Source organism: Pseudoduganella sp. jia 9, from assembly GCF_055502615.1.
The window spans coordinates 132,455-154,605 of sequence record NZ_JBUPWE010000006.1; the positions used below are offsets into that span (position 1 = coordinate 132,455).

Sequence of the window (22,151 nt, forward strand, 5' to 3'; positions counted from 1 at the left end):
GTTGCTGGTTGATTATCGTGTATGACCTCTATGGTACGCTGTTTTATTAACGTACGGCAATGTCATCATGCCGATTTGTGGATCAGGCCGCCAGCGTTACGCCGCCGGTGGATGCCAGCACCAGTGCCAGCAGCGTTTCCGGCGTATCGACCAGATGGTCGGCCTCCCAGCTGGCCGGTTCGGTCGCGCCGCAGTATCCCCACTGGCAGGCGACGGTCGTCATGCCTGCCGCGCGGCCACCCTGGATGTCGCGCAGGTCGTCGCCCACATACCAGCACTGTTCGGGCGCCACGCCAAGGCGGCGTGCCGCTTCCAGCAGTGGCGCGGGATGCGGTTTCGAATGCGGTGTCGTATCGCCCGAAATCACGCAGCCGGCGTGATCGAGGCCGATCATCGGCACCAGCGGGTCGGTGAAGCGGGCCGACTTGTTGGTGACGATGCCCCATGCCAGGCCCGCGTCGGCGATGCCGGCAAGCAGGGCGCCGATGCCGGGGAACAGCGAGCTGTGCACCATCATCGCGTTCTCGTAATAACTGAAGAATCCATCGCGCAGCGCCACGAAGCCGTCATCGTCCGGCGTCAGTCCGAAAGCTGCGCCGATCATGCCGCGTGCCCCGTGCGATGCCGTCGGGCGCAGGATGTCGTACGGCGTGGGCGCCAGGCCGCGATCGGTGCGCAGCCGGTTGACGGCGGCCGCCAGGTCGGGGGCGGTATCGGCAAGCGTGCCGTCGAGGTCGAAAAGGATGGCGCGCGGGGCGTTCGTGAAGCTCATGGCTGGAGTCGTCAAAGAAGGGCGGCAAGGCCGCCCAGGGTCATTCCGGGCGGATGCACGACATCATGTAGTTCACACTGGTGTCGTTGTTCAGGGAGTAAAACTTGGTCAGCGGGTTATAGCCCAGGCCCTTCAGGCTTTCCACTTGCAGCCCGGCGCTGCGCACGTATTGCGACAGCTCGGCCGGCGTAATGAATTTTTCATAGGTATGCGTGCCCTTCGGCAGCATGCGCAACACGTATTCGGCGCCGATCACGGCGAACAGGTAGGACTTCGGATTGCGGTTCAGCGTCGAGAAGAACAGGTGGCCGCCCGGCTTGACCAGCGCGGCGGCGGCGCGCACGATCGCGGCCGGATCCGGCACGTGCTCGAGCATTTCCATGCAGGTCACCACGTCGTACTGGCCCGGCTCGGCGGCTGCCATCTCTTCGGCGGCGATCAGCTTGTAGCGCACCGGCACGCCCGATTCCAGGCTGTGCAGGTCGGCGACCTTCAGGGCCCGCTTCGACAGGTCGATGCCGGTCACCGTGGCGCCTTTCCTGGCCATGGATTCGGAAAGAATACCGCCGCCGCAACCGATGTCGATCACGTTCTTGCCCGCCAGCGGGGCACGCGCGTTGATCCATTCCAGGCGCAGCGGATTGATGTCGTGCAGGGGACGGAATTCAGACGTCGGGTCCCACCAGCGGTGGGCCAGCTCGCTGAATTTTTGCAATTCAAGTGGGTCGGCGTTTGCGTTCATGACGCGAATCATAACGGTTATTTGCTGGCAGCCAAAGCACAGCTGAAAAATGTGTTCCCGGAAATGTTGTCAAAATTCGGGGACAGTCCCCATGTTGTTTTGCGACCAGCGAGCGCGGCGGTGAGCGCAGCATGGCCAGGGCGAAAAAAAATCCCGCCGAAGCGGGATTTCCTGGTGGCGCAAGCCGGAATTACTTGTTGCGGGTACCGACGACTTCGATTTCCACGCGGCGGTTCTTCGCGCGGCCTTCGGCGGTCTTGTTGTCGGCGACCGGCTGCTTCTCGCCCTTGCCTTCGGTGTACACGCGGTTCGAATCCAGGCCTTTCGACAGCAGGTAGGCTTTCACGGATTCGGCACGGCGCACGGCCAGTTTTTCATTGTAGGCATCGGTGCCCACCGAGTCGGTGTGGCCGACGGCGATCACGACTTCCACGTTGATGCCGCCCAGCTTGCCCGACAGTTCGTCCAGCGCCTGCTTGCCTTCCGGCTTCAGCACGGCCTTGTCGAAGTCGAAGAACGCGTCGGCGTTGTAGCTGACTTTCTCGGACGTCGGCACTGGTGCAGCGACGACTGGTGCCGGTGCCGGAGCAGGTGCCGGTGCCGGTGCGGCCGGTGGCGGCGGCGCGACGCACTTGCCGTTTTCCAGGCGCTCGGGTTCCACGCAGATCGGCAGGTCGCAGCCTGGCACCGCGTCGGCCGGGGTCCAGTAGCCGGTGCGCCAGCACAGGCCGGTCGCATTGCGGACGATCACGCCGCGCTGGTCCTGCACGTAGGCGCTTTTCGGCTTCGCTGCCGGGATATCCTGGGTCACGGGCGCGAAAGGCGGCGCGGTCGGCTTGTCCTGCGCGGCCACGGAGCCGGCAAGCACGGCGGACACTGCGAAGATGCTGGAGATGAGTTTTTTCATGTTTTTGTTTCCTTTCGGTGTGATATCGGCAGCCTGCGCCGCGGACATATTGCGCACGGTGAGTGCGCATGTTGCACATGTTGCCAAAGCGAGCGGCGCGAATACTAACATGTGGCTCGATAAGTGTTCTCGTGCCCGATGCAGCACGAGTGGTCACTGCCGATTTGCGATTCAGCCAAGTTTGTATTTCCGTCATTCTGCCATACGCGGCAACATCGCACGAATCGTGCTCGGACCCGGGCGGCTGCCGCATTCGACCAAAATGTTGTGATGTTGCAACGCCTGTGCCGTCGAGCGGCGATGATAAGGCGTAAATGTGTCTGCACGATTACATGGCGATTCTGCACCGCCCCGGCAGGACGTGGCGCGCAGTGGCCGAGGGGAAAAATGCGGATCGGCCGGGGTACATGGCCGCATGGTAAAATCGTACGATTGTCTGCGGTCCCAAGCAGCCTGAACCAACGTCAGAGAAGATCGACCCGCCAATGGATCAATTCGCAAAAGAAACAATCCCTATTTCCCTCGAAGAAGAGATGCGCAAGAGCTACCTCGATTACGCCATGAGCGTGATCGTGGGCCGGGCCTTGCCGGATGCACGCGATGGCCTGAAGCCGGTACACCGTCGTGTGCTGTTCTCCATGCACGAAAGTAATTACCACTACAACCGGCCCTATGTGAAGTGCGCCCGCGTGGTGGGTGACACGATGGGTAAATACCACCCGCACGGCGATGCATCGATCTACGACACGCTGGTGCGCATGGCGCAGGACTTCTCGCTGCGTTATACGCTGGTGGACGGCCAGGGCAACTTCGGCTCGATCGACGGCGATGCCGCGGCGGCCATGCGTTACACCGAGTGCCGCCTCGACAAGATCGCCGGCGAACTGCTGGCCGACATCGACAAGGAAACCGTCGACTTCCAGCCGAACTATGACGGTAAAGAGAAAGAGCCGACGGTACTGCCGACGCGCGTGCCGAACCTGCTGATCAACGGTTCGTCCGGCATCGCGGTGGGCATGGCCACGAACATCCCGCCGCACAACCTGGGCGAAGTGATCAGCGGCGCACTGCACGTGCTGGCCAATCCGGATTGCACGGTGGACGAGCTGATCGAACTGATCCCGGCGCCGGACTTCCCGACCGGCGGCACGATCTACGGCGTGTCCGGTGTGCGCGACGGCTACCGCACGGGCCGCGGCCGCGTCGTCATGCGCGCCAAGACCCACTTCGAGGAATACGGCAAGGATGGCGGCCGCATGGCCATCATCGTCGACGAGCTGCCGTACCAGGTCAACAAGAAGTCGCTGCTCGAGCGTATCGCCGAGAACGTGCGCGACAAGAAGCTCGAAGGCATTTCCGACATCCGCGACGAGTCCGACAAGTCGGGCATGCGCGTGGTGATCGAGCTGAAACGGGGCGAAGTGCCGGAAGTGGTGCTGAACAACCTGTACAAGCAGACCCAGTTGCAGGACACGTTCGGCATGAACATGGTGGCGCTGGTGGACAACCAGCCCAAGCTGATGAACCTGAAGGACCTGTTGTCGGTGTTCCTGTCGCACCGCCGTGAAGTGGTCACGCGCCGCACCGTGTTCGAGCTGCGCAAGGCGCGCGAGCGCGGCCACGTGCTGGAAGGCCTGGCCGTGGCGCTGGCCAACATCGACGACTTCATCGCCATCATCAAGGCGGCGCCAACGCCGCCGCTGGCGAAGTCGGAACTGATGGCGCGCGCCTGGGATTCGTCCCTGGTGCGCGAGATGCTGGCCCGCACCGGCGACGGCGGCATCGTGGACATCAATGCGTTCCGCCCCGAGCACCTGCCGAAGCATTACGGCATGCAGGCCGATGGCCTGTACAAGCTGTCCGACGACCAGGCGCAGGAAATCCTGCAGATGCGCCTGCAGCGCCTGACCGGCCTGGAACAGGACAAGATCGTCAACGAATACAAGGACGTGATGGCGCAGATCGCCGATCTGCTCGACATCCTGGCCAAGCCGGCGCGCGTGACGGCGATCATCAGCGACGAACTGACCGCCGCCGTCACCGAATACGGCGCGAAGGACGTGCGCCGTTCGACGATCGAGCACAACGCCACCGACCTGGAAACCGAAGACCTGATCACGCCGCAGGACATGGTGGTCACGCTGTCGCACATGGGCTACATGAAGGCGCAGCCGATTTCCGAATACCGCGCCCAGAAGCGCGGTGGCCGCGGCAAGCAGGCCATGGCCACCAAGGACGAGGACTGGATCGACCAGCTGTTCATCGCCAACACGCACGACTACATCCTGTGCTTCAGCAACCGCGGCCGGATGTACTGGCTGAAGGTGTGGGAAGTGCCGCAGGGCTCGCGCAATTCGCGCGGCAAGCCGATCGTCAACATGTTCCCGCTGCAGGACAACGAAAAGATCACCGTGGTGCTGCCGCTGTCCGGCGAGAACCGCACCTTCCCGGAAGATCACTACGTGTTCATGTCCACCAGCCTGGGCACCGTGAAGAAGACGCCGCTGAAGGATTTCAGCAACCCGCGCAAGGCCGGCATCATCGCCGTGGACCTGGACGAGGGCGACTTCCTGATCGGCGCCGCGCTGACCGACGGCAAGCACGACGTGATGCTGTTCTCCGATGCCGGCAAGGCGGTGCGCTTCGACGAGAACGACGTGCGCCCGATGGGCCGCACGGCGCGCGGCGTGCGCGGCATGAACCTGGACGAAGGCCAGAACGTGATCGCGCTGCTGGTGGCCGAGAACGAGCAGCAGACCGTGCTGACCGCCACCGAGAACGGCTACGGCAAGCGCACCCCGATCACCGAGTACACGCGCCATGGCCGCGGCACCAAGGGCATGATCGCGATCCAGACCACCGAGCGTAACGGCAAGGTGGTGGCCGCCACGCTGGTCGATCCGAGCGACGAGATCATGCTGATCACGACCGGCGGCGTGCTGATCCGTACCCGCGTTTCCGAGATCCGCGAGATGGGCCGCGCCACCCAGGGCGTCACGCTGATCGCCGTGGAGGATGGCACGCACCTGTCGGGTCTGCAGCGTATCGTCGAGGCCGATGCCGACGAGGTGGATACCTTGGCGGAAGGCTCGGCGGACAATGCCGCCGAGGCGCCGGCCGACGATGTGCCGGCCGACGATTTGCCGGCAGCCGGCGATTCGCCAGCCGACGATTCGCCAGCCGAGTAAGTACAGCCCGCGGGCCCCGTCCGAACCCCTCGGACCGGGGCCCGCGGTTTTTTGTCTCACTGAACGGATGCCCTGACCATGAAGAAAATCGCTGCAACCCTGCTCGTATCGCTGGCCAGTGCCGGCACCTTCGCCCAGACCGCTACAGCACCGCTCACCACGCAGGCGCCGGCCCCGGACCCGAAGGCGGCCGCCGCCGCACGCGATCTGCTCGACGCGATGAATTACCGGGCCACCACGACCGCCGCCATGAAGCAGATGACGGCCAATATGCCGGCCGCGATGCGCAATGGCGCGGAAGCGTCGATCCGCAACAATCCCAAGCTGTCGGAAAAGGAAAAGGCCGCCAAGCTGGCCGAGGTCGACAAGATGGTGCCGCAGGCCGTGGCGGCCGTCACCAAGGTGCTGGAAGATCCGAAGCTGACCGACGAGATGATGGCCGAAGTGGTGCCGCTGTATGCCCGCTATTTCTCGCCGGACGAGATGAAGCAGCTGGCCACGTTCTACCGCACGCCGATCGGCAGGAAATCGCTGCAGGTCATGCCGCAGCTGATGGGCGAGGGCATGCAGTTGGGCCAGCGCGTCATCGCTCCCCGCATCAACAAGCTGATGCAGGAACTCAACCAGCAGCAGCTCAATCAACAGCAGTCGAAGAAATAAGGAGTCCCGCGTGACGACCATCTACAACTTCTCTGCCGGCCCGGCCGTACTGCCGAAAGAGGTGCTGCAGCAGGCCGCCGCCGAAATGCTGGACTGGCATGGCAGCGGCATGTCCGTGATGGAGATGAGCCACCGCGGCCCTGAATTCATCTCGATCTACCGCGCCGCCGAAAGCGACCTGCGCGAGCTGCTGGCCGTGCCGGACAATTACCGCATCCTGTTCATGCAGGGAGGCGGCCTGTCGCAGAACGCCGTGATTCCGATGAATCTGGTCGGCCGGAAGAGCGATCCCGTCATCGACTTCGTGCATACCGGCTCGTGGTCCGGCAAGTCGATCAAGGAAGCGGCGCGCTACGCGAAAGTCAACGTGGCGGCGTCCGCCGAGGCAAGCCGCTACACGGCCGTGCCGCCGCAGTCGGAATGGAAGCTGACGCCCGACGCGGCTTACCTGCACCTGTGCACCAACGAGACGATCGACGGCGTCGAGATCGACTTCGTTCCCGACGTGCCGGCCGGCGTGCCGATCGTGGCCGACATGTCGTCGCACATCCTGTCGCGTCAGGTCGACGTATCGAAATACGGCCTGATCTTCGGCGGCGCGCAAAAGAACATCGGCCCGGCCGGCGTCACCGTCGTCATCGTGCGTGACGACCTGATCGGGCATGCGCTGCCCGTATGCCCGTCCGCGTTCGATTTCAAGAACGTGGCCGGCAACGAATCCATGTACAACACGCCGCCCACGTACGGCATCTACATCGCCGGCCTGGTGTTCCAATGGCTGAAGAAGAACGGCGGCGTGGCGGCGATGGAACAACGCAATATCGAAAAAGCCAGGCTGCTGTACGCGGCACTGGATGCAGACGACTTCTACCAGAATCGCGTCGCCCCCCAATACCGTTCGCGGATGAACGTACCGTTCTACCTGCGCGACGAATCGCAGTATGAAGCTTTCCTGGCCGGCGCGAAGGCGCGCGGGCTGCTGCAGCTGAAGGGCCACAAGTCCGTCGGTGGATTGCGCGCATCGATCTACAACGCGATGCCGATCGAAGGCGTCCAGGCGCTGGTCGATTACCTGAACGAGTTTGCGAAGCGGTAGCAATCCGCTGCCCGGCACCCGCCGCCATGAGCCGGGTGCGTTTCGCTCCAGATCACAAGCAAACCATGACAGACAAACTGAAACCGCTGCGCGACCAGATCGATGCGATCGACGCGCAGATCCTGTCCCTGCTGAACCAGCGCGCCAAGGTCGCGCAGGAAGTAGGGCATGTAAAAGCCGAAACCAACGCGCCGGTATTCCGCCCCGAGCGCGAAGCGCAGGTGCTGCGCGGCGTGGCCGAACGCAACCCTGGCCCGATCGGCGATAGCGAGGCGCAGACGATCTTCCGCGAGATCATGTCGGCCTGCAGGGCATTGGAAAAACGCGTCACCGTCGCCTATCTCGGCCCGGCCGGCACGTTCAGCGAACAGGCCGTCTACCAGCAGTTCGGCCATGCCGTCGAAGGCATGCCGTGCGCGTCCATCGATGAAGTGTTCCGCGCCACCGAAGCCGGCACGGCCGAATTCGGCGTGGTGCCGGTGGAGAACTCGTCGGAGGGCGCCATCAACCGCACCCTCGACCTGCTGCTGCAGACGCCGCTGATCATCAGCGGCGAAGTGGCGATCGCCGTGCACCATAGCCTGATGAGCAAGACGGGCACGATGGGCGGCGTGACGGCGATCTGCGCGCATTCGCAGGCACTGGCGCAGTGCCAGGTATGGCTCAACGAACACTATCCCCACGTGGAGCGGCGCGCCGTCGCATCGAACGCCGAGGCGGCGCGGCTGGCCAGCCTCGATCCTTCGGTGGCCGCGATCGCCAGCGAGATCGCCGGCACGCAATACAACCTGGGCGTTGTCAACAGCCACATCCAGGACGATCCGCACAACCGTACCCGCTTCGTCATCGTCGGCCAGCTGCAGCCGGGGCCGTCCGGCAGCGACCGCACGTCGCTGGTGCTGGCCGTGCCGAACAAGGCCGGCGCCGTCTACCAGCTGCTCGCGCCGCTGGCGAAGCACGGCGTGTCGATGACGCGCTTCGAATCCCGTCCCGCGCGCGTGGGCACGTGGGAGTACTATTTTTATGTCGACATCGAAGGCCACGTCCAGAACCCGGCCGTGACGCAGGCGCTCGCCGAACTGAAGGGGAACGCCGCCTTTTTCAAGGTGCTGGGCTCCTACCCGACCAGCCTGAACTGACGCAGTTGAACCCGAGAGAGAGAATTTATGTCCAAGCAGTTCGGTCCAGAATACGTCCGTGCCATCGCTCCCTACCAGGCGGGCAAGCCCATCTCGGAAGTGGCACGCGAGTTCGGCCTCGACGAGGCCGGCATCGTCAAGCTGGCCTCCAATGAAAACCCGTTCGGCGTGCCCGAATCCGCCAAACAGGCGATGGCCCGCGCCGCCGCCGAGCTGGGCCGCTATCCCGATGCCAATGGCTTCGAACTGAAGCAGGCCCTGTCGCAGCGCTACGACGTACCGCCGGAGTGGATCACGCTCGGCAACGGTTCCAACGACATCCTGGAAATCGCCGCCCACGCCTTCGTGGAAAAGGGCCAGTCGATCGTCTACGCGCAGTATTCGTTCGCCGTGTACGCGCTGGCTACCCAGGGCGTCGGCGCGCGGCACATCGTCGTGCCGGCGAAGGATCACGGCCACGACCTGGACGCCATGCTCGACGCGATCGAGGAAGACACGCGCCTGGTCTTCATCGCCAACCCCAACAACCCGACCGGCACGTTCGTGCCGGGCGCCGAGATCGAAGCCTTCCTGCAGAAGGTGCCGCCGAACGTCGTGGTGGTGCTGGACGAGGCCTACAACGAATTCCTGGCCGCGGAAAACCAGTACGAATCGGCCGCCTGGGTGCGCCAGTACCCCAACTTGCTGGTGTCGCGCACGTTCTCGAAGGCCTACGGCCTGGCCGGGCTGCGCGTCGGCTTCGCGCTGGCGCAGCCGCAGCTGACGGACCTGATGAACCGCATCCGCCAGCCGTTCAACGTCAACTCGCTGGCGCAGGCCGCCGCGATCGCGGCGCTGAACGATGCCGAATTCCTGGAAAAGAGCGCGCGCAACAATGCCGCCGGCTACCGTCAGTTCGTCGAGGCATTCGAGGCGATGGGCCTGCAGTACGTGCCTTCCTTCGGCAACTTCGTGCTGGTCAAGGTCGGCGACGACCTGGCTGCCGGCGCGCGCGTCAACCTGGCGTTGCTGAAGCAGGGCGTCATCGTGCGCCCGGTGGGCAACTATGGCCTGCCCCAATGGCTGCGCATTTCCATCGGCCTGCCCCAGGAAAACGCGGTGCTGATCGCTGCCTTGCAGAAGGCGCTGGGTGAAGGCCTTGCTCAATAAGCTCGTCATCTATGGCGTCGGGCTGATCGGCGGCTCGTTCGCGCGCGCCCTGAAGTCGGCCGGCGCGGTGCGGCACGTGGTCGGCATCGACCGCTCGGAAGCATCGGTGCTGCGCGCACTGGAACTGGGCATCGTCGACGCGGCAGCCATCGGGCCGGAAGCGGAAGCGGCGGCGATCCGCGGTGCCGATCTGGTCGTGCTGGCCACGCCGGTGGCGCAGACCGGCCGCATCCTGCAAGGGCTGCTGCCGCACCTGGATACGCACACCATCGTCACCGATTGCGGCAGCACCAAGGCCGACGTCGTGGCGGCGGCGCGCGCCGTGCTGGGCGGGCGCATCGGCCAGTTCGTGCCGGGCCACCCGATCGCCGGGCGCGAAACCAACGGGCCGGATGCGGCGATTCCCGACCTTTACATCGGCAAGAAATTCGTCGTTACCGCGCTGGCGGAGAATGCCCCGGAAGCGGTCGACCGCGTGACCGGCGCATGGCGCTCCTGCGGGGCGATCATCCGTCGCCTGTCGCCGGAGGAGCACGACAAGGTGTTCGCTTCCGTCAGCCATTTGCCGCACCTGCTGGCCTATGCGCTGGTCGACGACATCGCCGGCAAGCCGCACGCCGACCTGCTGTTCCAGTACGCCGCCAGCGGCTTCCGCGATTTCACGCGCATCGCCGGTTCGTCGCCCGAGATGTGGCGCGACATCAGCCTGGCCAACCAGGCCGCGCTGCTGGCCGAACTGGATGCCTACATGGCGCAACTGGCGCACCTGCGCGAACGCCTGGCGGCAGGCGACGGCACCACCCTCGAAGCCGTGTACGGCAATGCGCAGCGCGCGCGCCGGCAATGGATCGAGGCGATCGAGGCGGCCGAAGCGCCGCCCCCAACAGACACTGCAGAATAAAAGGACAGACATCATGGCAGAACTGAATCACCCGCCGTTCATCGACCTGAAGCCGGTGATGCACGTGGAAGGCGTCGTTCGCCTGCCGGGCTCCAAAAGCATCTCCAACAGGATCCTGCTGCTGGCCGCGCTGGCCGAAGGCGAAACCAAGATCGTCGACCTGCTCGATTCCGACGACACGCAGGTAATGCTGGCCGCGCTGCGCGCGCTGGGCGTGGAATGGAAGGAAGAACCACAGGAAGCCGTCAACGGCACTGCGCGCACGATCCACCGCGTGCAGGGCGCCAACGGCAGTTTCCCGAACCGCCAGGCCGAGCTGTTCATGGGCAATGCCGGCACCGCGATCCGCCCGCTGACGGCGGCGCTGGCCGTGATCGGCGGCGACTACAAGGTGAGCGGCGTGCCGCGCATGCACGAGCGTCCGATCGGCGACCTGGTCGATGCGCTGAACGCCGTCGGCGCCAATATCGAATACACCGGCAATGCCGGCTTCCCGCCGCTGCACATCCGCGACGGCCAGTTCAACACGAACAAGCTGTCGGTGCGCGGCAACGTGTCGAGCCAGTTCCTCACCGCGCTGCTGATGGTGGCGCCGCTGATGGCGCATTCGCATGCCGTGACGATCGAGGTCGAGGGCGAGCTGATCTCGAAGCCCTACATCGAGATCACGCTGAACCTGATGCGCCGCTTCGGCGTCACGGTGGAGCAGGACGAATGGCAGTCGTTCACCGTCTCCTCCGGCCAGCGCTACCAGAGCCCCGGCAACATCCACGTGGAAGGCGATGCATCGTCGGCCTCGTACTTCATGGCCGCCGGCGCGATTGCCGGCGGGCCGGTGCGGGTCGAAGGCGTGGGCCGCGATTCGATCCAGGGCGACGTGCGCTTCGTGCACGCGCTGCAGGAAATGGGCGCGCAGATCACGATGGGCGACAACTGGATCGAAGCCAAGTCCAGCGGCCCGCTGAAAGCGATCGACGCCGACTTCAATCACATCCCCGACGCCGCGATGACGATCGCGATCGCCGCGCTGTATGCCGAAGGCACCAGCACGCTGCGCAACATCGCCAGCTGGCGCGTGAAGGAAACCGACCGCATCGCCGCCATGGCCGCCGAGCTGCGCAAGCTGGGCGCCGAGGTGGAAGAGGGCGCCGATTACCTGAAGGTGACGCCGCCGAAGGTGCTGTCCGCCGCCACGATCGATACCTACGACGACCACCGGATGGCGATGTGCTTCTCGCTGGCATCGCTCGACGGCGCCGCCCGCCGCGGCGCCGACGTGCGCATCAACGACCCGAAGTGCGTGGCGAAAACCTTCCCCGACTACTTCACCGCGTTCGCCGGCATCGCCCACGACGCCAAGTACTAAAAATTAGGGACGGACCCTGTTTATAGGGAAATTTCCTTAAAAACAGGGTCCGTCCCTGATTTGCAGGCGGGTTAAAATCCGCCTCATGCCTACCTCCCACATTCCCGTCATCACGATCGACGGCCCCACCGCTTCCGGCAAGGGGACCGTTGCCCACAAAGTCGCCGATCACCTCGGTTTCCACCTGCTCGATTCCGGTGCGCTGTACCGCCTGACGGCGCTGCAGGCCCTGCGCCGGGGTACGCTGCTGACCGATGAACATGCTCTTGCAAAGCTGGCCGAGCATCTTCATATCCACTTTTCGGGCGACGCGATCTTCCTGTCGAACGAGAACGTCAGCGATGCGATCCGCGCGGAAGAAGTCGGCAATACGGCATCGAAGATCGCCGCGCTGCCGGCGGTGCGCCATGCCTTGTACGGCCTGCAGCTGGGCTTTCGCAAGGCGCCGGGCCTGGTGGCCGATGGCCGCGACATGGGCACGGTAATCTTTCCACATGCGCAATTAAAAGTATTCCTCACCGCAAGTGTGGAAGCGCGCGCGGATCGCCGCCATAAGCAATTGATCGGCAAAGGAATTTCTGCTAATATGGACGACCTCCTGATGGATTTGAAAGCGCGCGACGACCGGGATACGCACCGGGCCATCGCACCTCTCGTCCCTGCAGAGGGGGCGCATGTGCTCGATACCTCGAACATGACGGTGGAAGCCGCCGTAGAACAGGTGCTGGGATGGTATGCGGCCGTCGGGAAATAGGTGTTGCAGAGCTGCTGTGTCGATGCTCTGTCGAATCTGCAACGTGTTCTAACCCTTAACCCAGTTGAAGTCGCGTCCTGCGAGCCTTACTGGATAACCTGGAATTAATTAAATGGAAAGTTTCGCAGCCCTCTTCGAAGAGTCCCTGTCGCGTCAAGACATGCGCTCTGGCGAAGTGATCTCCGCTGAAGTCGTGCGTCTGGATCACAACTTCGTGATCGTTAACGCCGGCCTGAAATCGGAAGCTTTCATCCCCGTTGAAGAATTCAAGAATGACCAGGGCGAACTGGAAGTCAAAGTAGGCGACTTCGTTTCCGTGGCCATCGAATCGCTGGAAAATGGTTTCGGCGATACCATCCTGTCGCGCGACAAGGCCAAGCGCCTGGCATCGTGGCTGGCACTGGAAAAAGCCATGGAATCGGGCGAGATCGTCACCGGTACCGTCAATGGCAAAGTCAAGGGCGGCCTGACCGTTCTGACCAACGGCATCCGTGCCTTCCTGCCGGGTTCGCTGGTCGACACCCGTCCGGTCAAGGACACCACCCCGTTCGAAGGCAAGACCCTGGAATTCAAGGTCATCAAGCTGGACCGCAAGCGTAACAACGTCGTTCTGTCCCGCCGCGCCGTCATCGAAGCATCGATGGGCGAAGAGCGCCAGAAGCTGATGGAAACGCTGAAAGAAGGCACGGTCGTGACCGGCGTCGTGAAGAACATCACCGACTACGGCGCGTTCGTGGACCTGGGCGGCATCGACGGCCTGCTGCACATCACCGACCTGGCATGGCGCCGCGTGCGTCACCCGTCGGAAGTGCTGACGGTTGGCCAGGAAATCACCGCCAAAGTGCTGAAGTACGACCAGGAAAAGAACCGCGTTTCGCTGGGCGTGAAGCAGCTGGGCGACGATCCTTGGACCGGCCTGTCGCGTCGTTACCCGCAAGGCACCCGCCTGTTCGGTAAAGTCACGAACCTGACCGACTACGGCGCGTTCGTGGAAGTGGAACAGGGCATCGAAGGCCTGGTTCACGTTTCCGAAATGGACTGGACCAACAAGAACGTGGCCCCGAACAAGGTCGTGCAGCTGGGCGACGAAGTCGAAGTCATGGTTCTGGAGATCGACGAAGAGCGTCGCCGTATCTCGCTGGGCATGAAGCAGTGCAAGGCCAATCCTTGGGACGACTTCGGCGTCACCCACAAGAAGGGCGACAAAGTGCGCGGCGCGATCAAGTCGATCACCGACTTCGGCGTGTTCATCGGCCTGGCTGGCAACATCGACGGCCTGGTGCACCTGTCCGACCTGTCCTGGACCGAGTCCGGCGAAGAAGCCGTACGCAAGTTCAAGAAGGGCGACGAACTGGAAGCCGTGGTTCTGGCAATCGACGTCGAGCGCGAGCGCGTCTCCCTGGGCGTGAAGCAGCTGGAAGGCGACCCGTTCAACAACTTCGCAGCCCTGAACGACAAGGGTTCGCTGGTTACCGGCACCGTGAAATCGGTGGAGCCGAAAGGCGCCGTGATCCAGCTGAACGAAGAAGTCGAAGGCTACCTGCGCGCTTCCGAAATCTCCCGCGATCGCGTGGAAGATGCCGGCACGCACATGAAGGTGGGCGACAAGGTCGAAGCACTGGTCATCAACATCGACCGCAAGGCACGCAGCATCCAGCTGTCCATCAAGGCCAAGGACAATGCTGATACCGCCGAGCAGATGCAGAAGATCGCTTCCGACAGCAACGCCGCATCGGGCACCACCAGCCTCGGCGCACTGCTGAAGGCCAAGTTCGATAACAAGAACTAATTTGTAACGCTGACTTTTTCTGGAACGCAGATGACCAAGTCCGAACTGATCAACCGCCTGGCTGAGCGTTATTCGCAGCTGGTGGCCAAGGATGCGGAGTATGCCGTGAAGACCATTCTCGACGCGATGACCGGTGCCCTGTCGGCCGGCCAGCGCATCGAGATCCGGGGCTTCGGCAGCTTTGCCCTGAACAGCCGGCCACCACGCATCGGCCGCAACCCGAAGTCCGGCGACAAGGTGATGGTGCCCGAAAAGCGGGTGCCTCACTTCAAGCCAGGCAAGCAGTTGCGCGAGCGGGTGGACGCGATGGTCGGGCAACCGATCATCGAGGATTGAAGTCTCTGCGAACAAGAGGGTCAAAAAAGGGGTGGGCGCAAGCCCGCCCTTTTTTTTTACGCTGAAAAGTTGTAATGTCCGGCATGAGTGAAAAACGGGAACGCTAGAGCATGAAAATCATTTCCACCATCGTCGGCATCGTGCTGTTCATCCTGTTCTTCGGCTTTGCCCTGAAAAACACGCAGGAAGTGGACCTGCACCTGTTCCTCAACTACGAATTGCGCGGCCCCCTGGTGCTGCTGCTGCTGGCCTTCTTCGCGGCCGGCGCCGCCCTCGGCGTGCTGGCGCTGACCCCGTCGATCGTTCGCCAGCGCCGCGAAGCGACGCGGCAGAAGACCACGATCCTCACGCTGCAAAGCGCCGCGCTGCAGGTCAACCGCGCGCCGGACAACGTCAACGCGCAGCAGTAACGCCTCCCACGGCCCATTTCAATAAGAACAAATACGCACACATGGAATTCGAACTCTGGTGGTTACTGGGTATCCCGGCATTCTTCGGCCTGGGCTGGATTGCCGCGCGCGTCGACATCCGGCAACTGGTGTCGGAATCGCGCACGCTGCCGCGCGGCTACTTCAAGGGCCTGAATTACCTGCTGAACGACCAGCCGGACAAGGCGGTCGATTCCTTCATCGACATCGTCAAGCAGGATCCCGAATCGACCGAGCTGCACTTCGCGCTCGGCAACCTGTTCCGCCGCCGCGGCGAGACGGAGCGGGCGATCCGCATCCACCAGAATCTGCTGTCCCGCCCCGACATGCCCGCCGACGAGCGCGCGCACGCGGAGTATGAGCTGGGCCAGGATTACCTGAAGGCCGGCCTGCTGGACCGCGCCGAGGAAACCTACACGCGCCTGCTGGACACGTCGTACGCCGTGCAGGGCCGCCGCGCGCTGCTGGAGATCTACCAGCGCGAGAAGGAATGGCATCGCGCCATCGAAGCAGCGATCGCGCTGCAGGAAGCCGGCGCCGGCTCGCGCCAGAAGGCGATCGCCCAGTTCTACTGCGAGCTGGCGCAGGATGCGCTGGTGCACATGCACCCTGACGACGCGATGCCGCTGCTCGAGAAGGCGCTGCATGCGGACCGCAACAGCGTGCGCGCCACCATCCTGTGCGGCGACGTGCACATGGCGAAGGGCGATGCCGAAGGCGCGCTGGCCATGTGGCGGCGCGTGGAACAGCAAAGCGTGCCGCACGTGGCACTGGTGGCCCAGCGCATCATGGACGGCTACCGGAAAGTGGGCCGGCCGGAGGAAGGGCTGTCGCTGCTGAAATCCTATCTGCAGCAGGCATCGTCGATCGACCTGCTCGAAGTAGTGTTCAAGGCCGTGCTCGACCTGGAAGGCGTGGAGGCGGCGCGCAACCTCGTCGCCGACGAACTGCGCCGCACGCCCACCTTGCTGGGCCTCGACAAATTCCTCGAAGCGCGCATGCTCGACGCCTCGCCGGCCGTGCTGGCCGAGCTGTCGCTGGTGCAGAACCTGGTGCACGGCTACACGCAGAAGCTGGCGCGCTACCAGTGCAGCCACTGCGGCTTCAAGGCACGGCAGTTCTACTGGCATTGCCCTGGCTGCAGCCGGTGGGAAACCTACCCGCCGCGCCGCACCGAAGAACTGAATGTGATGAACTAACACCGAAGTCCGGGACTGCGGATCAGTTGGGGTCTGTCCGTGCATGGGGACTGACCCCGGTTTGCAGCCTGGCGCCGAAAGAAACTACTGTGACCCTTACTCCCTACACCACTCCCGCCCTCGACAAGGTCCGCCTGCTCGTCGTCGGCGACGTCATGCTCGACCGCTACTGGTTCGGCGAAGTCGCCCGCATCTCGCCGGAAGCCCCGGTGCCGATCGTGCGCGTCGAAAAGCGCGAGGCGCGGCTGGGCGGCGCGGCCAACGTGGCGCGCAATGCCGCTGCGCTGGGTGCACGCGCCGGCCTGCTGGGCGTCGTCGGTGCCGACGAAGCGGGCACCGAGGTCGAACAGCTGCTGGCCGGCGGCGGCATCCACAGCTACCTGAAGCGCGATGACGCGATCTCCACGATCATCAAGCTGCGCGTCATCGGCCGCCAGCAGCAGATGCTGCGCATCGATTTCGAAGAGCCGCCCAGCGACGTGGTCCTGCGCGACAAGCTGCTCCAATACCGCGCGCTGCTGCCGGATCACGAGGTGATCGTGCTGTCCGATTACGCCAAGGGCAGCCTGGTGAACGTGACGGACATGATCATGGCGGCCCGTGCCGCCGACAAGATCGTGATGGTCGACCCGAAGGGCGACGATTTCACGCGCTACACCGGCGCCACCGTGCTGACGCCGAACAAGGGCGAACTGAAACGCATCGTCGGCAGCTGGAACAGCGAGGAACAGCTGACCGAGAAGGCCCAGAACCTGCGCGAATCGCTGCTGCTGGAAGCGCTGCTGCTGACCCGCTCGGAAGAGGGCATGACGCTGTACACGAAAGACCAGCGCTTCCACATCCCGGCCGATGCGCGCGAAGTGTTCGATGTGTCCGGCGCCGGCGACACGGTGATCGCCACCATGGCCGCCATGCTGGGCGCAGGGGCCGGCTGGCAGGAGGCGGTGCAGACGGCCAACCGCGCCGGCGGCATCGTCGTCGGCAAGCTGGGCACCGCCACCGTCACGCGCGAAGAACTGTTCGGCACCTGACGCGGCCGGCGCGCTCGTCGCGCCGGCGCAGGCGGCAAGGCGGTCGGCGCGAAGTTCCCGGCATCGCCGAGCCCGCTGACCGGCCGCAACGGCGTGCGGTATCGCCCTTTGCTTATTACTTCAGCCCGCTAACCTGTGTCGGGACGCAGCCGCGTCGCCGCAACTCTCAGGGAGGACACACCATGCTGAAGAAACTACTGCTCGCCATTGCCACTGTCGTCGCCACGATGGGCATCGCGTTTGCCCAGGTCGACGTCAACAAGGCCGACCAGGCCGCGCTCGATTCGGTGAAGGGCATCGGTCCGGCCAAGTCGAAAGCTATTCTGGACGAGCGGGCAAAAGGGGAGTTCAAGGACTGGGCCGACTTCGAACAGCGGGTGAAGGGCGTCGGGGAGAAGAATGCGATGAAGCTTTCCGAGGCCGGATTGCAGATCAACGGCAAATCGCGCGATGGCGCAGCGGTCAAGGTGGCCGAGGCGAAGAAATAATGTCGTGAGCTTCACGGCATCGCAGCAGCCCGGGCCCGGTGCCCGGGCTTTTTCTTGCGCGTACGATTGAGGACATCTGCCAATAAATAAACAAATAAGTTTATTTATGGTCGCCATGGGCGTATAGTAAGTGCATCTTCAAGGAGACCACGATGCCCGCTGCCGACGCTGTTTCGTCCATCTCTGCCACCTGCTCGGCCCTGCTGGCCGACGCCCGAAGCCATGGCCCGCTGTACGGCCCCGGCTTCTCCAATCACCTGCCGATGGCGCTGATCGCGCTGGACCGGATGCAGGCGCCGCCCGCGGTGCTCGAACGGTTCGCCGCCGAACACCGCAAGCGGCTGCAGCCTGCCGGCGGTGCCGAACCCGTCGCCGATCCGTTGGCCTGGCTGGGACGGCGCGCCAACTACGCCGGACTGGAACGCTATTTCAACGATGCGGTCGCCGCCGATGGCGAAGATGCCGTGCTGCGCCGCTGGCTGCCGGTGCTGATGCCAGGCCTGGCCGCGGCCGGCTTCCATGCCATGATCCGGCTGGCCTACGCGCTGGAAGCACGCGATCGCGGCGAGGTGGGTGCCGCGCTGGCGTTCTGGGTGCTGGCGTACAAGCCGGTGCCGGTGCCAGCCGGCCGCAGTGCCGAATCCGTCGATGCCATCGCGGCACGCATCGTCGCGGCAACCGGCGACGGCAGTGGGGCGGGGCCGACCATCGGCGCGCGCATGGCCGCCGTCGAGCGGAACCCGGCACTGGCTGGCGCGCAGCCGGCAGCGCTGGCATTGCGTGACGTGGCCGCGTTCGCGCTGGGCGCGTTCCACGCCAGCGCCGATTTCATGCTGCTGCATACGGTCACGGCCTGCCATGCCTTCCGCGCCGTCGCCCCGTATGTGGACGACCGGGAAGGCGCGCTGCGCCAGCTGTGGCAGGCGGTACTGGTGGCATGGCTGGCGGCGGAGCGCCGGGGCCGCCGCGCGGTGCCGACCGGGGCCGGCTGGGATGAAATCGAAGCGAGCGCCATGCAGTCGGCGGACGACCACGTGATCAAGGTGTGCCACACGGCGCGCGCCGAACACGCCGAGTACGGCGACGCCCGCTACGTGGAGATCGCCGCCCGCGCCGTGGAGCCCTGGTGAGCTAGACGGCCAGCGGCAGGTTGGCCAGGAAAGCGTGGATCTGCGACACCACCTGCGCGCCTTCGCCGACACCCGCCGCCACGCGCTTGGTGGACCCGGCGCGTACGTCGCCGATCGCGAACACCCCGGGCACGCTGGTTTCCAGCGGCGCCCGCTGCGGCTGGTCCTTCGGGTAGACGCCCTGGTCGAAGTTGGCGCGGCACTGCGCTTTCGTCACGTCGTGGCCGGTGCGGATGAAGCCTTGCGCGTCGACGTCCACGCCGCAATCGCCCAGCCAGTCGGTGTTCGGGTCGGCGCCGATGAACAGGAAGACGCGGCACATGTCCGAATCGTGCTCTTCGCCGGTGCGGTTGTTGCGCAGCCGGACGCCTTTCAGGCCCTCGTCGTCGCCTTCCAGCCGGACGATCTCGGTGTGCGGGTGCAGTTCGATATTGGCCGTGGCATGGATCCGCTCGATCAGGTAAGTCGACATCGTTGCCTTCAGGCCGTCGCCGCGGATCACCATGTGCACCCGCTTCGCGTGGCCGGACAGGAACACTGCCGCCTGGCCCGCCGAATTGCCGCCGCCAACGAGGATCACTTCCTCGCTCTGGCACAGGTTGGCCTCGATGCGCGATGCCCAGTAGTAGATGCCGCGGCCTTCGAACTGGGCGATATTGTCCAGCGCCGGGCGGCGGTAGCGCGCCCCGCACGACAGCACCACCGTGCGGCCCTTCATCCGCTTGCCCTCGGCAAGCTGCACCTCGAGCGGATAGGTATCGCAGATCAGCCGCGTCGAAGGCGCCGGGATGGCCAGCTCTACGCCGAATTTCTGCGCCTGCACGAACGCGCGGCCGGCCAGCGCGCTGCCCGAGATCCCGGTCGGGAAGCCCAGGTAATTCTCGATGCGGGCACTGGCCGCCGCCTGGCCGCCATACGCGCGCTGCTCCAGCGCCAGTACTGACAGGCCTTCCGAACCGGCATACACGGCCGTTGCCAGCCCGGCCGGGCCGGCACCGACGACGATCACGTCCCACACCTTGTCCTCGTCCAGGTCGGGCAGCAGGCCGAGGCAGCGGCCCATGTCGGCATTGCTCGGGTTTTTCTTCACGCTGCCGTCCGGGCACACCACCAGCGGCCAGTCGTCCGGGCCCGGCTGGTAGTACTCGCACAGGCTGCGCGCCTGCTCGTCTTCCTTCGGGTCGAGCACCGTGTGCGGATACGCATTGCTGGCCAGGAAGCTGCGCAGCTGGTGCAGCCGCCCGTGGCCGGCCGGCGCCACCAGCACCGGGCCGCCCGAATTCGCTTCCAGCAGGCCCACGCGGCGCAGGATCAGCGCGCGCACGATGCGTTCGCCCAGTTCGGCCTCGGCGATCACCAGCGCCCGCAGGCTTTCCGGCGGGATTACCAGCGCTTCCACGTCGCCCACGGCGTAGGCATTGACGAGGGTAGGGCGCCCGGCCAGCTGCGATACCTCGCCGGTGAACTCGCCGCGGCCGTGTTCCGTGATCGGCCAGGAATTGCCCAGGCCATCGTAGCGGCTGATGGCGATATGGCCGGCCAGCGTGACGATCAGGCCGAACGTGGTGTGGCCCGCTTCCAGGATGCGCACGCCGTTGTGGTAGGTGCGCACGGTGCCAAAGCGCTGCAGCTTTTTCATTTCCGCTTCGGACAGCGTGGGGAACATCTGGTAGCGCCGCGATTCGAGATTTTGCGATACCGGCGGTACCGCCTCGTCGCGGTGGGCCTCGGGCACGAATTGGTTCGGGGTCAGCTGCATGTTCGCCATGGCGGGTTCCTGGTTGCGGTAGGGTGGCTGGCGGCCAGTGTAGCCGATCATCGGCCGCTAAAGGGCCACCAGGGCGCCCGGTATCCCGTTCGGCAGATGTCGCGTCCCCCCGACAACACTCGCGCACAACAAATAAACTCTTTGCATGCCGAAATGTAAACGGTTACATTCTTGCAAGCGAACCCGGCCCTGCAATGCCTGCACGGCCGCTTTTTTTGGCAGGCGATGTAACCGGTTACATCAGGCAAGAAAGGAGATCAGGCGGCAATGGCGGTGACGATCAAGGACGTGGCGCAGGCGGCAAACGTGTCGGTGGCATCCGTGTCGCGCGTGCTCAACGGCCACGCCACGGTGACCGACGAAACCCGCGCCCACATCCTGGCGGTGATGAAGCAGCTGCGCTATGTGCCGCACGTGGGCGCGCGCAGCCTGTCCACCAGTCTTACCAACACGGTCGGCCTGCTGTTGCCGGACCTGTACGGCGAGTACTTTTCCGAGATGATCCGCGGCATCGACGGCGCCGCGCGCAGCCGCGGCCTGCACCTGCTGGTGGCCAGCCTGCATGGCGGCGCCGACGAAGCGGCCACCGCGATCCGCACGATGCGCGGCCGCGTCGACGGCCTGCTGGTGATGTCGCCGCACGCCGATGCCGCCTTCCTGTCCGATAACCTGCCCGAACACTTGCCGATCGTGCTGCTGAACAGCGGCACCGGCGGCGCCTATGCTTCCGTCTCGATCGACAACTACAGTGCGGCGTATGCGATGGTCGAACACCTGGTCGCCAGCGGCCACCGCAGCATCGGCTTCATCACTGGGCCGGCCGGCAATTTCGAGGCGCAGGAACGGCTGCGCGGCTACCGCGCGGCGCTTGCCGCGCTGTTGCCGGGCGCGCGCGAGGACGTGCATGAAGGCGACTTCAGCGAGGAGGCCGGCACCCGGGTAGGCGCTGCGCTGGCCGCCGGCAAGCGGCGGCCGCAAGCCCTGTTCGCCGCCAACGACATGATGGCGATCGGTGCCCAGCTTGCGCTGCAGGCCGCCGGCGTGCAGGTGCCGCGCGATATCGCGCTGGCCGGCTTCGACGACATTCCCGTGGCCCGCTACGTCACCCCGGCGCTGACCACCGTGCGCGTACCCATCGCCGGCATGGGCGCGCAGGCGCTCGACCGGCTGGCCGGCCTGATTGCCGGCGGCACGGGCAACGGCATCGGCAGCGCCGCCGAAACGCTGGACGCCCAACTCGTGGTGCGCGCCTCCAGCGGCCATCCCCCATCGAATGCAACGCACAGGATTCCAATAAAAGGAGACTGA

Annotated in this window: 20 protein-coding genes; 16 read left to right on the top strand and 4 right to left on the bottom strand. The window is 64.8% G+C overall.

What is annotated here, in order from left to right; translation table 11 throughout:
• Nucleotides 1–82: 82 nt before the first annotated feature.
• From ACY34H_RS08770 to ompA, 3 genes are all read right to left on the bottom strand, one after another.
• A complete protein-coding gene (locus tag ACY34H_RS08770) occupies nucleotides 83–772 on the bottom strand; it encodes an HAD family hydrolase (protein WP_464977111.1) in 690 nt (229 codons plus the stop codon).
• Between the two features lie 40 nt (nucleotides 773–812).
• Nucleotides 813–1,514: a bifunctional 2-polyprenyl-6-hydroxyphenol methylase/3-demethylubiquinol 3-O-methyltransferase UbiG gene (ubiG, locus tag ACY34H_RS08775; RefSeq protein WP_464977112.1), complete on the bottom strand. Its 702-nt coding sequence runs from the start codon at nucleotides 1,512–1,514 to the stop codon at nucleotides 813–815.
• 190 nt (nucleotides 1,515–1,704) lie between these two features.
• A complete protein-coding gene (ompA, locus tag ACY34H_RS08780) occupies nucleotides 1,705–2,421 on the bottom strand; it encodes an outer membrane protein OmpA (protein ID WP_464977113.1) in 717 nt (238 codons plus the stop codon).
• Nucleotides 2,422–2,906: 485 nt separating this feature from the next.
• Between ompA and gyrA the strand changes: the two genes are divergently transcribed.
• The 15 genes from gyrA (at nucleotide 2,907) to ACY34H_RS08855 (ending at nucleotide 19,075) form a co-directional block, all read left to right on the top strand.
• Nucleotides 2,907–5,609 carry a DNA gyrase subunit A gene (gene gyrA, locus ACY34H_RS08785; RefSeq protein ID WP_464977114.1) on the top strand — a complete coding sequence of 901 codons (2,703 nt, stop codon included), beginning with the start codon at nucleotides 2,907–2,909 and terminating at the stop codon, nucleotides 5,607–5,609.
• A gap of 78 nt (nucleotides 5,610–5,687) precedes the next feature.
• On the top strand, nucleotides 5,688–6,269 hold the full coding sequence (locus ACY34H_RS08790; protein WP_464977115.1) for a DUF2059 domain-containing protein: 582 nt from the start codon (nucleotides 5,688–5,690) through the stop codon (nucleotides 6,267–6,269).
• Between the two features lie 10 nt (nucleotides 6,270–6,279).
• Nucleotides 6,280–7,365: a 3-phosphoserine/phosphohydroxythreonine transaminase gene (serC, locus tag ACY34H_RS08795; RefSeq protein ID WP_464977116.1), complete on the top strand. Its 1,086-nt coding sequence runs from the start codon at nucleotides 6,280–6,282 to the stop codon at nucleotides 7,363–7,365.
• A gap of 65 nt (nucleotides 7,366–7,430) precedes the next feature.
• Nucleotides 7,431–8,504 (top strand): prephenate dehydratase, encoded by a 1,074-nt coding sequence (gene pheA / locus ACY34H_RS08800; protein ID WP_464977117.1) that lies wholly within the window; start codon nucleotides 7,431–7,433, stop codon nucleotides 8,502–8,504.
• A 27-nt stretch (nucleotides 8,505–8,531) separates the two neighbouring features.
• A complete protein-coding gene (gene hisC, locus ACY34H_RS08805; protein WP_464977118.1) occupies nucleotides 8,532–9,653 on the top strand; it encodes a histidinol-phosphate transaminase in 1,122 nt (373 codons plus the stop codon).
• A complete protein-coding gene (locus tag ACY34H_RS08810; RefSeq protein ID WP_464977119.1) occupies nucleotides 9,643–10,554 on the top strand; it encodes a prephenate dehydrogenase in 912 nt (303 codons plus the stop codon). The genes hisC and ACY34H_RS08810 overlap by 11 nt, the downstream gene beginning before the upstream one ends.
• A 13-nt stretch (nucleotides 10,555–10,567) precedes the next feature.
• Nucleotides 10,568–11,920, top strand: a complete 1,353-nt coding sequence (gene aroA, locus ACY34H_RS08815; protein WP_464977120.1) for a 3-phosphoshikimate 1-carboxyvinyltransferase — start codon at nucleotides 10,568–10,570, stop codon at nucleotides 11,918–11,920.
• 85 nt (nucleotides 11,921–12,005) lie between these two features.
• Nucleotides 12,006–12,674 (top strand): (d)CMP kinase, encoded by a 669-nt coding sequence (gene cmk / locus ACY34H_RS08820; protein WP_464977121.1) that lies wholly within the window; start codon nucleotides 12,006–12,008, stop codon nucleotides 12,672–12,674.
• A gap of 112 nt (nucleotides 12,675–12,786) precedes the next feature.
• Nucleotides 12,787–14,463, top strand: a complete 1,677-nt coding sequence (gene rpsA / locus ACY34H_RS08825; protein ID WP_137316570.1) for a 30S ribosomal protein S1 — start codon at nucleotides 12,787–12,789, stop codon at nucleotides 14,461–14,463.
• A 30-nt stretch (nucleotides 14,464–14,493) separates the two neighbouring features.
• Nucleotides 14,494–14,799: an integration host factor subunit beta gene (locus ACY34H_RS08830; protein ID WP_130185742.1), complete on the top strand. Its 306-nt coding sequence runs from the start codon at nucleotides 14,494–14,496 to the stop codon at nucleotides 14,797–14,799.
• Between the two features lie 110 nt (nucleotides 14,800–14,909).
• A complete protein-coding gene (locus tag ACY34H_RS08835) occupies nucleotides 14,910–15,209 on the top strand; it encodes a lipopolysaccharide assembly protein LapA domain-containing protein (protein WP_464977122.1) in 300 nt (99 codons plus the stop codon).
• A gap of 41 nt (nucleotides 15,210–15,250) precedes the next feature.
• Entirely contained in the window at nucleotides 15,251–16,426 is a 1,176-nt protein-coding gene (gene lapB, locus ACY34H_RS08840; protein WP_464977123.1) for a lipopolysaccharide assembly protein LapB, read from the top strand.
• Between the two features lie 89 nt (nucleotides 16,427–16,515).
• Nucleotides 16,516–17,457 carry a D-glycero-beta-D-manno-heptose-7-phosphate kinase gene (rfaE1, locus tag ACY34H_RS08845; RefSeq protein ID WP_464977124.1) on the top strand — a complete coding sequence of 314 codons (942 nt, stop codon included), beginning with the start codon at nucleotides 16,516–16,518 and terminating at the stop codon, nucleotides 17,455–17,457.
• Nucleotides 17,458–17,639: 182 nt separating this feature from the next.
• A complete protein-coding gene (locus ACY34H_RS08850; RefSeq protein ID WP_464977125.1) occupies nucleotides 17,640–17,945 on the top strand; it encodes a ComEA family DNA-binding protein in 306 nt (101 codons plus the stop codon).
• A 152-nt stretch (nucleotides 17,946–18,097) separates the two neighbouring features.
• Nucleotides 18,098–19,075: a questin oxidase family protein gene (locus ACY34H_RS08855; protein ID WP_464977126.1), complete on the top strand. Its 978-nt coding sequence runs from the start codon at nucleotides 18,098–18,100 to the stop codon at nucleotides 19,073–19,075.
• Nucleotide 19,076: 1 nt separating this feature from the next.
• On the opposite strand, the gene ACY34H_RS08860 is transcribed toward ACY34H_RS08855, so the two are convergent.
• Nucleotides 19,077–20,834 (bottom strand): FAD-dependent oxidoreductase, encoded by a 1,758-nt coding sequence (locus ACY34H_RS08860; protein WP_464977282.1) that lies wholly within the window; start codon nucleotides 20,832–20,834, stop codon nucleotides 19,077–19,079.
• A 276-nt stretch (nucleotides 20,835–21,110) separates the two neighbouring features.
• Here ACY34H_RS08860 and ACY34H_RS08865 point away from each other — a divergent pair, with 276 nt between their 5' ends.
• Complete coding sequence (locus ACY34H_RS08865) at nucleotides 21,111–22,151, top strand: LacI family DNA-binding transcriptional regulator (protein WP_464977127.1); 1,041 nt, start codon at nucleotides 21,111–21,113, stop codon at nucleotides 22,149–22,151.